The 13,498-nt window shown below is 69.9% G+C and carries 15 protein-coding genes and 1 pseudogene; 10 read left to right on the top strand and 6 right to left on the bottom strand.

The features are described 5' to 3' along the window. Nucleotides 1–87: 87 nt before the first annotated feature. Together OO67_RS21965 and OO67_RS21970 are read right to left on the bottom strand one after the other, a co-directional pair. Complete coding sequence (locus OO67_RS21965; protein WP_033302765.1) at nucleotides 88–732, bottom strand: hypothetical protein; 645 nt, start codon at nucleotides 730–732, stop codon at nucleotides 88–90. 105 nt (nucleotides 733–837) lie between these two features. Further along, a complete protein-coding gene (locus tag OO67_RS21970) occupies nucleotides 838–1,476 on the bottom strand; it encodes a hypothetical protein (protein ID WP_033302766.1) in 639 nt (212 codons plus the stop codon). A 662-nt stretch (nucleotides 1,477–2,138) separates the two neighbouring features. Between OO67_RS21970 and OO67_RS21975 the strand changes: the two genes are divergently transcribed. The 7 genes from OO67_RS21975 to OO67_RS22005 all read left to right on the top strand — a co-directional run bounded on the left by OO67_RS21975 (nucleotide 2,139) and on the right by OO67_RS22005 (nucleotide 9,209). Beyond that, nucleotides 2,139–3,353 carry a PucR-like N-terminal domain-containing protein gene (locus tag OO67_RS21975; RefSeq protein WP_033302767.1) on the top strand — a complete coding sequence of 405 codons (1,215 nt, stop codon included), beginning with the start codon at nucleotides 2,139–2,141 and terminating at the stop codon, nucleotides 3,351–3,353. A gap of 198 nt (nucleotides 3,354–3,551) precedes the next feature. Next, nucleotides 3,552–3,815 carry a hypothetical protein gene (locus tag OO67_RS21980; RefSeq protein WP_033302768.1) on the top strand — a complete coding sequence of 88 codons (264 nt, stop codon included), beginning with the start codon at nucleotides 3,552–3,554 and terminating at the stop codon, nucleotides 3,813–3,815. Nucleotides 3,816–3,887: 72 nt separating this feature from the next. After that, complete coding sequence (locus OO67_RS21985) at nucleotides 3,888–4,361, top strand: SCP2 sterol-binding domain-containing protein (RefSeq protein WP_033302769.1); 474 nt, start codon at nucleotides 3,888–3,890, stop codon at nucleotides 4,359–4,361. A 4-nt stretch (nucleotides 4,362–4,365) separates the two neighbouring features. Then, nucleotides 4,366–5,580, top strand: coding sequence for an acyl-CoA dehydrogenase family protein (locus OO67_RS21990; protein WP_033302770.1), 1,215 nt, complete (start codon nucleotides 4,366–4,368; stop codon nucleotides 5,578–5,580). A gap of 96 nt (nucleotides 5,581–5,676) precedes the next feature. Further along, a complete protein-coding gene (locus tag OO67_RS39075; protein WP_051709654.1) occupies nucleotides 5,677–5,898 on the top strand; it encodes a hypothetical protein in 222 nt (73 codons plus the stop codon). A gap of 346 nt (nucleotides 5,899–6,244) precedes the next feature. Continuing rightward, nucleotides 6,245–7,081 (top strand): ATP-grasp domain-containing protein, encoded by an 837-nt coding sequence (locus tag OO67_RS22000; RefSeq protein WP_033302771.1) that lies wholly within the window; start codon nucleotides 6,245–6,247, stop codon nucleotides 7,079–7,081. A 55-nt stretch (nucleotides 7,082–7,136) separates the two neighbouring features. Further along, on the top strand, nucleotides 7,137–9,209 hold the full coding sequence (locus tag OO67_RS22005) for an MDR family MFS transporter (protein ID WP_033302772.1): 2,073 nt from the start codon (nucleotides 7,137–7,139) through the stop codon (nucleotides 9,207–9,209). 64 nt (nucleotides 9,210–9,273) lie between these two features. Here the strand turns inward: OO67_RS22005 and OO67_RS22010 are convergent, their stop codons facing one another. After that, nucleotides 9,274–9,720, bottom strand: a complete 447-nt coding sequence (locus OO67_RS22010; protein ID WP_033302773.1) for a YchJ family protein — start codon at nucleotides 9,718–9,720, stop codon at nucleotides 9,274–9,276. 189 nt (nucleotides 9,721–9,909) lie between these two features. On the opposite strand from OO67_RS22010, the pseudogene OO67_RS22015 reads away from it, so the two are divergent. Beyond that, nucleotides 9,910–10,200, top strand: a pseudogene (locus OO67_RS22015) (membrane-associated oxidoreductase); the annotation flags it as partial. A gap of 11 nt (nucleotides 10,201–10,211) precedes the next feature. Here OO67_RS22015 and OO67_RS22020 read toward each other — a convergent pair. The 3 genes from OO67_RS22020 to OO67_RS22030 form a co-directional block, all read right to left on the bottom strand. Beyond that, entirely contained in the window at nucleotides 10,212–11,021 is an 810-nt protein-coding gene (locus tag OO67_RS22020) for an SAM-dependent methyltransferase (RefSeq protein WP_033302776.1), read from the bottom strand. Between the two features lie 64 nt (nucleotides 11,022–11,085). After that, a complete protein-coding gene (locus OO67_RS22025; protein WP_033302777.1) occupies nucleotides 11,086–11,322 on the bottom strand; it encodes a DUF397 domain-containing protein in 237 nt (78 codons plus the stop codon). Further along, a complete protein-coding gene (locus OO67_RS22030) occupies nucleotides 11,322–12,182 on the bottom strand; it encodes a helix-turn-helix domain-containing protein (RefSeq protein ID WP_033302778.1) in 861 nt (286 codons plus the stop codon). Before OO67_RS22030 ends, OO67_RS22025 begins: the two co-directional genes overlap by 1 nt. Before the next feature lie 204 nt (nucleotides 12,183–12,386). Here OO67_RS22030 and OO67_RS22035 point away from each other — a divergent pair, with 204 nt between their 5' ends. After that, a complete protein-coding gene (locus OO67_RS22035) occupies nucleotides 12,387–12,845 on the top strand; it encodes an ATP-binding protein (RefSeq protein ID WP_033302779.1) in 459 nt (152 codons plus the stop codon). Further along, nucleotides 12,839–13,282: a hypothetical protein gene (locus tag OO67_RS22040; RefSeq protein WP_033302780.1), complete on the top strand. Its 444-nt coding sequence runs from the start codon at nucleotides 12,839–12,841 to the stop codon at nucleotides 13,280–13,282. Before OO67_RS22035 ends, OO67_RS22040 begins: the two co-directional genes overlap by 7 nt. The last annotated feature ends 216 nt before the right edge of the window (nucleotides 13,283–13,498 follow it).

A 13,498-nucleotide genomic window follows, 5' to 3' on the forward strand; every position in this document is an offset into this window, starting at 1 on the left:
CCCCTTTCGGACCGGTCGGACGTACATCGCGCGGCGGGTGGACCCGCAACGGGATGCCTGCTCGCTCAGGACTGGTGTGCGGCCGGATCAGGGGGTGTACACGATGCTCGGCCTGGTGCTGCCGCCGCTCGGCGTGGTCACCGAATGGCGGGCTTCGTACACCCAGTTGTCGCCCACCGCGGCGAGCCCGGCACACCCCGCAGTGGTCGTGGCCACCGTGAGCCGGTAGGTGTCGTCGTTGTCGACCTGCAGCTGCCCGGTGGAGTTGGTGTAGGTGGTGGCGAGTCGGCCCGAGACCACCATGGTGCAGGTGAGCATCTGCAACCTGAGCTTCACACCCGAGATGTATCCCCTGGTGACACCGGCGGTGTAGCTGTTCGCCATCAACTTCCACGGGGTGGATGTGTCAGCCACAGGGTTCATTGGGCCGAACGGGCTGGAGCAGTTGCTCCATGTCATCGGGGCAATGGTGCCGATCTGCACGTCTGCGGTGCCGGAGGCTGACGCCAGGTCGCCCCGCGCCGCCGATGACTTGCACGCCAGAGGAATGCCGGCGCTGAGGCCCCATTGGATCCGGACGGCCCCGGAGTCGGCGGAGAAGGTCTGCACCGAGCTCGGGCCGACGGTCCAGGTCGACGCCGCGACGCCCGCCGTGGCGGCGGGTGCCGCGAAGGTGACCGCGGCGACGGCGGCACCCGCCGCCGTGGCGAGAGTCCCGGGAGATCTGTGCACAGCCGGCTCCTCCGTTCCGGTAACGGGCTGGTGGGCACGGGGATCGCACGGCGGGCGGACCCCGCCGTGCGATTCCTGCTCATTCCTGAGTGGCTCGTGACCGGGTCAGGGGGTGTACACGATGCCGGGCTTGATGGTGGTACCCGTCTTGACCGCGTTGTACTTGGCGGTGTAGGTCGGGTGCTGGCCCACGGCCGCGATGCCGGCGCAACCCGGGGTGACGGTGGCGACGGTCAGCTGGTAGGTGGCGTTGTTGCCGATCGTGAGCTGACCGCTGGTGTTGTTGTAGCCGGCGGTGACGTTGCCCGTCACCGTGAAGGTGCACGTGAGGACCGTCAGCGTGGCCTTCACTCCGGAGATGTAACCGGTGGTGGTTCCGGCGCTGTAGCTGTTCGCCTTCAGCTGCCACGCCGGGGAGGTGTTGGCGGTCGGTGTCACCGGTCCGAACGGACTGGTGCACCCGCTCCAGGTCAGCGGAGCGATGGTGCCGACCGTCACGTTCGAGGTACCGGAGGCGGTCGCCAGCACGGCGTTGGCCGCCGATGTCGTACACGTCAGCGGGATGCCGTTGAGGCTGAGAGAGACGGTGCCGGAGTTGGTGGCCGAGACCGCCACCGGCGAGGGCGCGGGGGTGACGGTCCAGGTCGGGGCGGCCACGCCGGCGGTGGCGGTGGTGGCGCCGAGCGTTACAGCGGCTGCGGCGGCACCGGCCGCGATCGCGATCTTTCTGAGGGAGTTGCGCACAGTGAGTTCCTCCGATTCGCCAGTGCGTGTGCACTGTTGCGGGGAAGGCACCCGAATTCCTGCAAAGGCGCAGGGAGTGCCGCGATGAATCGTGTTGCGTGGGGGCCGTGCTGCGCTTTCAGCCACACACGTTCTGTGACAGGGCGTGACGTTACTTGCGGGAAACTTCGAGCACAATCCTGTGCGTCAAGATTGGTCCGGCGATTTTTTTTCCTCGTCAGTAGGTCACTAATTCACCCCGCCCACTTGTCACTTGGTGCGCAATATCCCTCGGAAATGTCGTGTGGGGCAGGGATCGCCCGACTCGGCGCGACCGCGCCCCGGGACGCCTGGACATGATCAAAGGGTGCATGCGAGGGGCATACAGAACCGTCCAGGACGGCCGGCGGTGCGGCTGCCGGAGCGCCGCACGGGCACCCCTGGCACAGCCCACGGCCGAAAACATTGTCCGGAAGTGAGCATTTACCGTCCCACCTGCACCGAAGCCTCACACCGGGGCCATGTTGTGTGCCCCATGCACTTCGATCTTGTCCAGACGGTGTGCACCCTGCCCGACTTGGTCTATCTTCGGCGCCGATGTTGGTATACACCTGTCGGTCCGTGGGAGCGCTTTCCCCCACCTGCTCCACCCACGCCGGGCCCAGGAAAGCGAGGGGACGGTCATGCCGAGACTTATCCAGCCGCTGGACACCGGAGACCCGTTGGGGCCCCTCCCCCAGGAGTTCGCCGCGATCATGCGGCCCGAACTGCCGAGCCTGATCAAAGAGATAGGCATGGAGGTGACCCGTGCCTATCCGGAATACGCGCGTCTGCTCAACGGACCGAACGGCGCCTCGATCCGGCTGGGTGTCGAACAGAGCCTTTCCTCCTTCGTCGATCTCGTCGCCGAACCCACGGCCCCCACGGTCCTGCGCGACGACATGTGCCGGAGGTTCGGCAGGTTCGAGGCGTACGAGGGCCGCACCATGGACGCCCTGCAGGGCGCGTACCGGCTGGGCGCGCGCGTCGCGCTGCGGCGGGCGAAGAAGGTGGGCCGGAGTTACAACTTCTCGCCGGCGCTGATGCTCAGCTTCGCCGACGCGCTGTTCGCGTACGTGGACGAGCTCGAGTCACTGTCCCGCGAGGGCTACCTGGAGGTGCAGGCCCAGTCCGACCAGCAGAGCGAGGCGGTACGCCGCCGGCTGCTGCATCTGATCCTCACGGGCAGACCCGTGCCCCGCAGCGCCATTGCCGAGCTGTGCGAGCAGACCGGATGGACCATGCCCGAGCAGGTCACTCTCGTCGCGGTGCGCGCACCGTCCGGCCTCGACCGGATCAGCGCGGACCACGACGTCCTGATCGACCCCGGCGACCCGCAGCCGCACCTGCTGATACCCGGGCCCATGGACGACGCGCGCAGAGAGATGCTCGACCGGACGATCCCGGGCGGGGGCGCCGCGATCGGGCTGACCGTGCCCACGGCGCTCGCCGCCGACTCGATCCGCTGGGCCCGCCGCGTGCTGGAACTGGTCGACGCGGGGGTCATCGACGACGCGCCCGTCATACTCTGCGAGGAGCACCTCGTGACGCTCTGGCTGCTCTCGGACACCGCGCTCCTGGACCAGCTCGCCGAGCGTGAGCTGTCCGCCGTCTCCGGCATCAGCACCACACGGCGCGAGCGGCTGATCGAGACGCTGCGGATCTGGTTCGACACCCGTGGCACCGCTGCTCAGATGGGTGAACTCCTGGATGTGCACCCGCAGACGGTCCGCTACCGGATGCGCAGCCTCGAAGCCATCTTCGGGGACCAGCTCACCGACCCCGAGAGCCGCTTCTCGACCGAAGCGGTGCTACGCGCCCTGAAGTTACGGGAGCGCAGCGGCCAGTCACTCAACTGAGGGAGCATCACACGCAGCACGCGGAGTCAACTTACCGCCAGGTAACGCGAAATAGACGGTCAGTCCCAAACGGTTGCGACACGGAGACGTTCTCAACGAGAAACCCGGAACTGCGTCCCGTTACATAGGGAGGAGCGGCGGCCCACCGGCCGTCGCGGAGCACCACCTCCTGGCCAACCATCCGAGAGGGAACCCCCCATGACCGCCTCGCACCTCCTCGTCCCCGTGCCGATCCCCGACCGGGTCGCCGCGCTCATCGGCTCCTGCACTCCGCCGCACATCCTGCAGGCGGAGTTCGACGCCGACTGCGCCGCCCGCGAGGTGCGCAGGTTCCGGGGACCGAGGCTCGGCATCGAGGACCAGGCGGACCGCGAGCAGGCGTTGTCCGAGCTCGCCTGGGCCAACAAGGTGCTGTCCGCCCATCACCCGCATCTCGCGGTGCATCCGGACAGCGCCTTCTGACGCTCCTTGCGAAGCGGCTGCGGCCGCCTTACCTTACTCAGAAGTAAGTTTACTCTGGAGTAAGGATTTGGCGTGTCCGACAACAGCAGCGGCAACCTCTCCGACGAACTGTCCGGGCTCGACTTCGCCGCCGTCTCCCCGGAGGAGTTCGCGCGGATCGTCAAGGGCCTGTCCGCCAGGGAGCTCGGCGAGGTCATGCACGGTGACCTGCGTGCCCGGGTGCTGAGCGAGGTCTTCGGCCGGATGAAGCAGCAGTTCCGTCCGGAGGCGGCCGGGCAGCTGAAGGCCCTGATCCGCTGGAAGATCACCGGCGAGAGCGAGGAGGTCTACGAGACCTCCATAGCCGACGGCGCCTGCACGGTGAGCGCCGGCCGCTCCGGAGCCGAGCCCCGCACGACCCTGGTGATGGGTGACGCCGATTTCCTCAAACTGGTCTCCGGCAACGGCAATCCCGTGACGATGTTCATGATGCGCAAGCTGAAGGTCGCCGGTGACGTCGGCCTGGCCTCGGGCCTGACCCGCTACTTCGACATCCCGAAGGCCTGAGCCCATGAGCTACTTCTCCCTCGCCCTGACACCGGAACAGCAGGACCTGCGCGACTGGGTGCACGGTTTCGCCGCCCAGGTGGTGCGCCCCGCGGCGGCCGAATGGGACGCCCGCGAGGAGACCCCGTGGCCGGTCATCCAGGAGGCCGCCAGGATCGGTCTGTACGGGTTCGAGTCGCTCGCCGACATGTACGGGGACCCGAGCGGGCTCTCCCTCCAGATCGCCAACGAGGAGCTCTTCTGGGGCGATGCGGGTATCGGCATGGCTCTCTTCGGCACCTCGCTCGCGGTCGCCGGCATCTTCGCCTCCGGCACGCCCGACCAGCTCGCCGAGTGGGTGCCGCAGTGCTACGGCGACGAGGACGACCCCAAGGTGGCGGCCTTCTGCGTCTCCGAGCCACAGGCCGGTTCCGACGTCTCCGCGATGGCCACCAGGGCCCGTTACGACGAGGCCAAGGACGAGTGGGTGCTCTCCGGCCAGAAGGCGTGGATCACGAACGGCGGGATCGCCGAGATCCATGTGGTGGTCGCCTCGGTCGACCCCTCGCTCGGCGCCCGGGGACAGGCCGCGTTCATCGTGCCGCCCGGCACGAGGGGCCTGGAGGCGGGCCGCACCGTCAAGAAGCTCGGCCTGCGCGCCTCGCACACGGCGGACGTCTTCCTCGACGACGTACGCGTCCCGGGGCACTGTCTGCTCGGCGGAAAGGAGAAGCTGGATTCCCGGCTCGCCCGCGCCCGTGAGGGCGGCAACGCCAAGGGCCAGGCGGCGATGGCGACCTTTGAGGTCAGCCGCCCCACCGTGGGCGCACAGGCGCTGGGCATCGCCCGGGCCGCGTACGAGTACGCGCTGGAGTACGCCGGAGAGCGCGAGGCCTTCGGCCGGCCCGTCATCGAGAACCAGTCGATCGCCTTCGCCCTCGCGGACATCCGTACGGAGATCGAGGCCGTACGCCTGCTGATCTGGCAGGCCGCGTGGATGGCCCGCAACGACCGGACCTTCGACGCCGGCCAGGGTTCCATGTCCAAGCTCCGCGCGGGCGAACTCGCCGTCTCCGCGACGGAGAAGGCGGTCCAGATTCTCGGCGGCGCCGGGTACAGCAGGGAGCACCCGGTGGAGCGGATGTACCGCGACGCCAAGATCTACACGATTTTCGAGGGCACGAGCGAGATCCAGCGACTGGTCATCGCCAGGGCCATTTCGGGGCGTCACATCCGCTGACATTGACGGCCGTACAGGGCACGATCGTGCGATGCGGCGGGCCGTCCGGGGAGGCGGGTCCGCCGTGCCGGACGCGCCTCCCCGGACGGAGGCCCCATGCGACGCGCGAGCCTGGCCGCGGCCGTTCTCGTGACCATGGCCCTGGGGACGGCCCCCGTGTCGGCCTCGTCCGGGCCCGACGGCTGGGAGCCGTCCCCGGCTCCGCCCTACGACCTGCCGGCCGGCGCCCGCTGCGACGTCCCGGTCCACACCGAGCCGGTGGTGGACGAGGTGGTGCAGCGGGTCCTGGCCGACGACCTGTGCGCGCGGATCGGCTGAGATCGCGTCGCGCAGCCGGTTCACCCCGGCCCCGGCCTCGGCCTGGCCGGCAGCGCACCCACGCAGAAGGGCCGGCCCAGCGCGAACGCGAGGTGGCGGTGGCCGCGGAGAACGCCGTGGCGCCGGCGTGGTGGATCAGCGGGGCGCTCTCGCGCATCGCCCGGCAGGCCCCGTAGGGACCGGCGGCGACGGCGGGAGAGAGAATGTCGGGCGGTGACGACGCCTGGGACACGTGTGACACGTGTGACTCCTGCGGGGCAGAGATCAGGGTGCCTCACGGCGGTGGACGGGCAGCACCAGCACGTCGTCGACAGCCGGCCCGATACCGAACCCCCTGGGAGTCTTCTTGATCGCCTCGTCCGGCGCACCACGTCCGTCCGTCCTGTTCGTCACCGATCTCGCCTATGAGGCGCGCGGAAGGCGTTACTGCGACGAGGACATCTTCCTGACGTCCAGGCTCCGCGAGACCTTCGACGTCGCACTCTGTCACCCCCGGGACGCCGCGTCGCTGCTGGACGGGTTCGACGCGGTCGTCGTCCGCAACAGCGGTCCGGTACTGCACTATCAGGAGGCGTACGACGCGTTCCGCACCCGCGCGCGGGAATCGGGGGTCCGCGTCTACAACACGCTCGACGGGCGTGCGGACATGGCCGGCAAGAAGTACCTGGTCGATCTGAGCCGGGCCGGCTTCCCCGTGATCCCGACCGTGGACCGCGCGGCGGATCTCGGGCTGCTCCCCCGGTCGGCCGGGTACGTGGTCAAGCCCAAGCTCGGGGCGGACTCCGTGGGGCTGCGGTTCACCGAGGAGCCGGAGCTTCCCGAGGGCGCCGACGGCACCCTGCTCGTACAGCCCCGGATCGACTTCCGCTACGAGGTGTCCTTCTACTTCGTCGACCACGACTTCCAGTACGCCCTGCACGCACCCCGTCCGGAGAGGCGCTGGGTGCTCGAACCGTACGCACCGGCCTCTGCGGACCTGGACTTCGCGCACCGCTTCGTCGAGTGGAACACCCTCACGCACGGCATCCAGCGGGTGGACGCCTGCCGGACTCCTGAGGGCGACCTGCTGCTGGTGGAGCTGGAGGACCTCAATCCGTATCTGTCGCTCGACCGGATTCCGGAAGAGCTCCGCGAGGCGTTCGTGGACCGGATGAAGGACTCCGTACGGGAACTGCTGGCCTGACCCGTCCGGCCTGCCCCCGCATGCGTGGGGCAGGGACGGGTGTGAGGGTGCGAGGGTGACCACTGCCAGCGAGACCGTCCCCGCCGCGCAGAGTGCCGCAGCGCCACCCGTCCTCGACCCCCGGCGCCGCAACATCGTGTTCGCCACGATCGTGCTGGGGATCCTGCTCGCCGCGCTGGACCAGACGATCGTGGGGACGGCGCTCCCCACGATCGTCTCGGACCTCGGCGGCGCGGAGCACATGTCCTGGGTCGTGACGGCCTATCTGCTGGCGGAGACCGTGGCGACGGTGCTGGTCGGCAAGTTCGGCGACCTCTTCGGCCGGAAGCTGATCTTCCAGATCTCCGCCGTCATCTTCATCACCGGCTCGTTCCTGTGCGGCCTCGCGTCGAACATGCTGCTGCTGATCATCTGGCGCGGTCTTCAGGGCATCGGTGCGGGCGGGCTCATGGTCACCTCGATGGCGCTGATCGCGGACGTCATCCCGCTGCGCGACCGGGGCAAGTACCAGGGGGCGATCGGCGCCGTCTTCGGCGTCGCCACGGTCGTCGGACCGTTGCTGGGCGGCCTGTTCACGGACCATCTGACGTGGCGCTGGGCGTTCTACGTCAATGTGCCGATCGCGATCGTCGTGGTCATCGCCGCCGCCCGCAACATCCCGTCCGTACGCGCGGCCGGGCGCCCGGTCATCGACTACCTGGGCATCGCGCTGGTCGCGCTCGGCGCCAGCGCGCTGATCCTCGGCACGAGCTGGGGTGGCAACGAGTACGCCTGGGGCTCGCCGGTCATCATCGCTCTCTTCGTCGGAGGCCTCGTCGCCCTGGCGCTCTTCTGCCTCGTGGAGACGCGGGCGAAGGAACCGATGCTGCCGATGCGGCTGTTCCGCAACCCGGTGTTCGCGGGCTGCTCGATCCTGAGCTTCATCGTGGGTTTCGCCATGCTCGGCGCGATGATCTATCTGCCGACCTATCTGCAGTACGTGGACGGGGACTCGGCCACCCTGTCCGGGGTGCGGACCCTGCCCCTGGTGCTGGGCCTGCTGGCCGCCTCGATCTTCAGCGGCAACGTGGTGAGCAAGACCGGCCACTACCGGTTCTTCCCCGTCATCGGTTCGCTCGTGATGGCGGCGGGGCTCTATTTGCTGTCCCGCATGGGCCCGGGCAGCGGGGTATGGCTGGAGTCGCTGTACATGCTGGTGCTGGGCATCGGCATCGGCCTCTCGATGCAGGTGCTGACGATCGCCGTGCAGAACACGGTCGACTACTCGGACCTGGGCACCGCCACGTCCGGCGTGACGTTCTTCCGTACGCTCGGCAGCTCGTTCGGCACGGCGGTGTTCGGCACGATCTACGCCAACGCGCTACGGCCGAACCTGGCGCAGGGCGTCGAGCAGGCGGCGCTGGCGGGCGGCGATCCGGCGTCGCTGGCGCGGGCCGCGGAGAGTCCGCAGGCCGTGCACGCCCTGCCCGCCGGACAGACCGCGCCCCTGGCCCAGGCCTACGCGGACACCCTGCACACGGTCTTCCTCTGGACGGTGCCGGTGGCCCTGCTGGGGTTCGTCGTCTCGCTCTTCCTGAAGCAGGTCAAGCTTCGCGACAGCGCCCGGGCCGGCTCGACCGACATGGGCGAGGGCTTCGCCCAGCCGAGCACCGGGGACGCGACGAAGGTGCTCGAAGCCTCGGTGGCCAGGATCCTGCGCCGGGCCGGGCCCGACACGGCCCGGCGCATCGTCGCGGAGTCCGACACCCGGCTCGACACGGCGGGCGCCTGGGCCGTGATGCAGGTCGACTTCTTCACCCGGATGGTCGGCCACGCGGGACTCAGGCTGATCGCTTCCCGGCACCGGATCCCGCCCGAGGTGCTGGTGCCCGTCTTCGACCGGATGATCGAGGAGGGCTACCTCACGGGGAACGGTCACCTCTTCACCCACACGGCGGCGGGCAGCCGTGAGGCGGCCACGATCTCGGCGGCCTGGGGCCGCTGGCTCAACGAACGGCTGGCCGAGGACGGCGCCCGGCCCGACGACCGGCAGCTGCGGGCCGCGGTCGACGTGATCGCCAAACGGCTGCTCGCGGAGGACCTGGCGCAGCAGCTGGCCCCGTCCGAGCGGGCGCCGGCCGCGGTCTGAGGCCGCGCGCCCGGGTTCGGATCCCCGCCGGCCACGAGGGACGGGCGCGGCCGTACGACGGGTTTCAGTCGATGAAGACCGCAGACGCGTAGACCCATGCCCCGTCGTGGCGCACGAACCGGCTCTTCTCATGGAGTGCGTCGGGGCGGCCGTCGTCCGTGTAGTGCGCGCGGAAGGTGACCGTGCCGGTGGTGTGGAAGGCACTGCCCTCCGTCGTGTCCAGGATCTCCAGGCCCGTCCAGCGCATCGCCGGGTCGAAGTCGACCGACGGCGGCCGGGTCCCGGGATGCCAGGTGCGCAGCAGGTAGGCGGCGTCCCGCACGACGAAGGCGGTGTACCGCGAGCGCATCAGCGCCTCGCACGTCGGGGCGGCGGAGCCGGCGTGGAATCGGCCGCAGCATTCCTCGTAGGTGGCCGGGAGCCCGCACGGGCACGGCGAGGCCGGGTCGGTCCGCGGGGAGCGCACCGTGACGGTGTCCGGCCTGCGCGGGCGTGAGGTACGTCGTGACATACGTCCATTGTGGCCTGCGGTCCGGACCGCCCGGCGAACCGGGGAGCGCCGTCGGCGGTACGCGCCGGGGTGAGGCCGGTGCCGCGGCGTAGCCGGTCGCGGGGGCCGGTGGACGCGCCGAGCCCGCCGGTGCGGGCTGTCGCGACGGCCGGGTACCTGAACGCGCCCGCGGGCGGCCGGGGTTGACGTTACGGTTTCCGGCCCGTACGGGCGGCGGCCTGGTTGTTCTCGCTGCTGCTGGCCGGCTCCGTGACGTACGCGACGCACCATCCGCGCGCGTTGAAGGCCGACGAGGCACCGTCGTTCAACCCGCTCTTCTACACCCTGGACCTGCTGCTGCCGATCATCGACTTCGGGCAGGAGAAGGCGTTCAGCCCCCAGGGCTGGTACCAGTGGCTCTCGTACCTGCTGATCGTGACGGGGTGGCTGCTCGCGACCACGATCGCCGCGGGCATCACCCGGTCGGTCAGCCGGCAGTGAGGGCGGGGTGGTCAGCGCTTGCGGGCCACACCCGCGTAACCGGGGATCGGCTCGTGGCCGGGGACCTCGATGGCCTCGCCGAGCTCAGGACGCCAGTCCGCGGAGAGCGAGACGCCCGGCTCCACCAGTTCGAGGCCGTGGAAGAACGCGGTGAGTTCGGCGCGGGACCGGGGCCTCAGCGTCATCCCCCGCGCCTTGTACATGGCACGGGCCTTGGCCGCGCCCTCGGGGTCGAAGTCACCCGTGGTGTGCGAGAGCACGAGGTAGCTGCCCGAGGGAAGCCGCTCGACGAGCCGGTCCACGAGCTCGGCCGCACCGTCCTCGTCGTCGACGAAGTGGAGCAGGGCGAGGAGGGAGAGGGCGATCGGCCGGTCGAAGTCCAGGATCTTGCCGGCCGCCTCCAGGATGGCGTCGGGCCGGAGGGCGTCGGCCTGGATGTACTCGGTCGCGCCCTCGGGGGTGGAGCACAGCAGCGCCGCCGCGTGTGCGAGCACGATGGGGTCGTTGTCGCAGTAGACGACGCGTGCGTCCGGGGCGGCCCGCTGGGCGATCTGGTGGAGATTCGGTTCGGTGGGTATGCCCGAGCCGATGTCGAGGAACTGGCGGACGCCGTTCTCGGCGAGCCAGCGGGTGGCCCGGTGCATGAACGCCCGGTTGACGCGGGCCATGTCCCGGCCCCGGGCGTCCAGGGCGAGCAGCTGCCGGGCCATCTGTTCGTCGACCGGGTAGTTGTCCTTGCCGCCGAGGAACCAGTCGTACATCCGCGCCGGATGCGGTTTGCTGGTGTCGATCTCAGCCGCTCGGGGATCCTGCCCGGTCATGACGCACTCCGTTGGTCGGTGGCTTCGGCGAACAGCGTGTGGTGCGACTGCGTGTGGCTGTGTGTCAGGTGAGGAGGAAATCGGCCTTCCCGGCCTTGGCGCCCTGGATGAAGGCGGCGATCTCTCCGTTGGAGTAGATGAGCGCGGGGCCGTCGGGGTCCTCGGACTGGCGGACCGCCACCCTGCCGTCCGCCAGCTTCATGGCCTCGACGCAGTTGCCCCCGTTACCACCGCTCCACGGCTTGTACCAGCCTTCGGTGCCGAGGTCGGCGGCCGGCATGCCGTTGTATATGTGGTTCATCACAGCTCCTTGCGGAAGTCCCTGAGGATTTCCTTCGTGCGTTGTGCAGTCGCGGCCTGAGCCGCCATGCGGTCCATGACCTCGAGATAGGAAGCCACCTCGGGGCGCGCGTCGAAGTAGACGGCGCCGGTCAGGTACTCGCTGTAGACCATGTCGGGGAGTTCGGGGACCGCGAAGCGGAAGAGGACGAACGGGCCGTACGTGCCCGGGTGATGGCCGGTCGCGAACTCGGCGATCTGGAGGGTCACGTTGGGCAGGTCGGTCGCCTCGAGCAGGCGGTCGACCTGGGCACGCATGGCGTCGGGACTGCCGACGGGGCGGCGCAGGACGGTCTCGTCCATCACCACCCACAGTTTCGGCGCCTCGGCCTTGGTCAGCAGCGACTGCCGTTCCATCCGCAGCGCCACGTGGCGCTCGATGTCCGCGGGCCGGGTCTGGCCGACCGCACCGGTGCGCAGGACGGACCGCGCGTAGTCCTCGGTCTGCAGCAGCCCCGGGACGAAGTGCGGCTCGTAGGTGCGCAGGAGGCTCGCGGCGCCCTCCAGGCTGACGTACATGCTGAACCAGTCGGGGAGCACGTCGTGGAAGCGCTGCCACCAGCCGGGTTTGTTGGCCTCTTCGGCGAGTTCGACGAAGGCGTCCGTCTCGTCGTCGGAGATCCCGTAGGCCTTGAGGAGGAGCTGGACGTACGGGATCTTCAGGCCGACCTCGGCCGTCTCCATCCTGCGTATGGTCCCCGGGGCGACACGGAGCACCTTCGCCGCCTGATCGCGGCTCAGGCCGACGCGCTCCCGCAGGTCCTGCAGACGCTTGCCGAGAACGACCTGGCCCACGGTCGGGGCGGACCGCGGTTCGCTCACTTCAGACCTCCCGATGCGCTGTGTGCCAGCAGTGTGCCATGCGCACGGCTCCAGGGACACAGTCACTCTGAATTTTTCAGAGTGCCTCTTGCCAAGTGTTCTTGTCAGGGGGAGAGTTGGTGACCGAACCAAGTTCGCGTGATCGCGTCCGCCCTTCCGGGGCGTCGCGAGGCGTGACACAGCCCCCACTGTGAGGAATCGGTCGTGGCACCTGGCAGTGCGCTCATCCCCCGGCTCATGGACCTCTGCCCCGGGACGGAAGCGCTCCGTTACTGCTTCGCGCTGCCGGCGCACCCCGAGTCGGTGGCCGGTGCCCGGCGCCTCACACGCGCCCGGCTGGCGGACTGGCAGCTGACCGGGGACGCCTACGACGCGGCGGTGCTGATCGTCTCCGAGCTGGTCACCAACGCGGTGGTGCACACCGCGAGCGCCCGCGTCGTCTGCGAGCTCCGCTGCGACGACGGCCGGCTGCGCGTGTCCGTCCAGGACCAGGGGCACCAGCCCGGCGGTCCGCGGCTGTCCCTCACCGTCGAGGGGGAACACGGGCGCGGACTGCTGCTCGTCGACTCCATGAGCGCCGCCTGGGGCTCCCACGCCGCGGGGAACCACTCGGGACGCATCGTGTGGGCCGAACTCCCCTACGGCCCGGAGCGGACATGCTGAGGAACGCCCTGTCCCAGCTGCTCGGCGGGCGTCGCGCCCGTCCCGAGGAGGAGGACGGCGCCGCCCCTGGCAGGATCCGGCTTCCGCTGCCGCCCGCCCTGTCCGCGAGTCTCGGCTGCGACGCGGTGGGCGTGCCGGCGCGTTACGGCTTCCGGCTGATGTCGCATCTGCCGCGCGCCGGCTGCGTGTTCGCCGACGCCGACCAGTGGTGGTGGATCGTCCCGTCGGGTTCGGATCTCGATCTCGACTGGCCGGAGCAGGCCTCGTACGCCACCGGGGCCTACGTCCCCGCCGGGCGCCCACGGCTGATCCACGCGCCGGACAGCCGTACGCCCTACACACCGCCCATCCCGCTCTTCCTCATGGTGTGCCAGGTCACGGGGGTCGTGCCCTCCTGGGACCCGTCCGGCCGGCCGAGGGCCGTACCCGCTCCCTGACCCGCCGCCGCGGGTGCGGCTCCCCGGGTGCGTTGTCGGACGAGAACACCTTCGTGCTGTCTGCCGGCCGGCAGCGGACACTCCGCCCCCGCGCCCTCGCCGCGGTGGCGAACAGCGGACTGCGCCGTCCTTCCGCTCCGGCCCGCGCAAGTACCGACGTAGCCGCCACGGCCCCGTCACGGACCGGACCGGCGCACGCCGCGGCACTGCTGCGGG

This window comes from Streptomyces atroolivaceus, from assembly GCF_000717025.1.
In the GTDB taxonomy this organism is placed as follows: Bacteria; Actinomycetota; Actinomycetes; order Streptomycetales; family Streptomycetaceae; genus Streptomyces; species Streptomyces atroolivaceus.

Coding starts and splice junctions, on each gene's coding strand:
- OO67_RS21975 (WP_033302767.1), top strand. CDS start 2,139: ATGCCGAGACTTATCCAGCCGCTGGACACCGGAGACCCGTTGGGGCCC.
- OO67_RS21980 (WP_033302768.1), top strand. CDS start 3,552: ATGACCGCCTCGCACCTCCTCGTCCCCGTGCCGATCCCCGACCGGGTC.
- OO67_RS21990 (WP_033302770.1), top strand. CDS start 4,366: ATGAGCTACTTCTCCCTCGCCCTGACACCGGAACAGCAGGACCTGCGC.
- OO67_RS39075 (WP_051709654.1), top strand. CDS start 5,677: ATGCGACGCGCGAGCCTGGCCGCGGCCGTTCTCGTGACCATGGCCCTG.
- OO67_RS22010 (WP_033302773.1), bottom strand. CDS start 9,720: ATGTCACGACGTACCTCACGCCCGCGCAGGCCGGACACCGTCACGGTG.
- OO67_RS22020 (WP_033302776.1), bottom strand. CDS start 11,021: ATGACCGGGCAGGATCCCCGAGCGGCTGAGATCGACACCAGCAAACCG.
- OO67_RS22025 (WP_033302777.1), bottom strand. CDS start 11,322: ATGAACCACATATACAACGGCATGCCGGCCGCCGACCTCGGCACCGAA.
- OO67_RS22040 (WP_033302780.1), top strand. CDS start 12,839: ATGCTGAGGAACGCCCTGTCCCAGCTGCTCGGCGGGCGTCGCGCCCGT.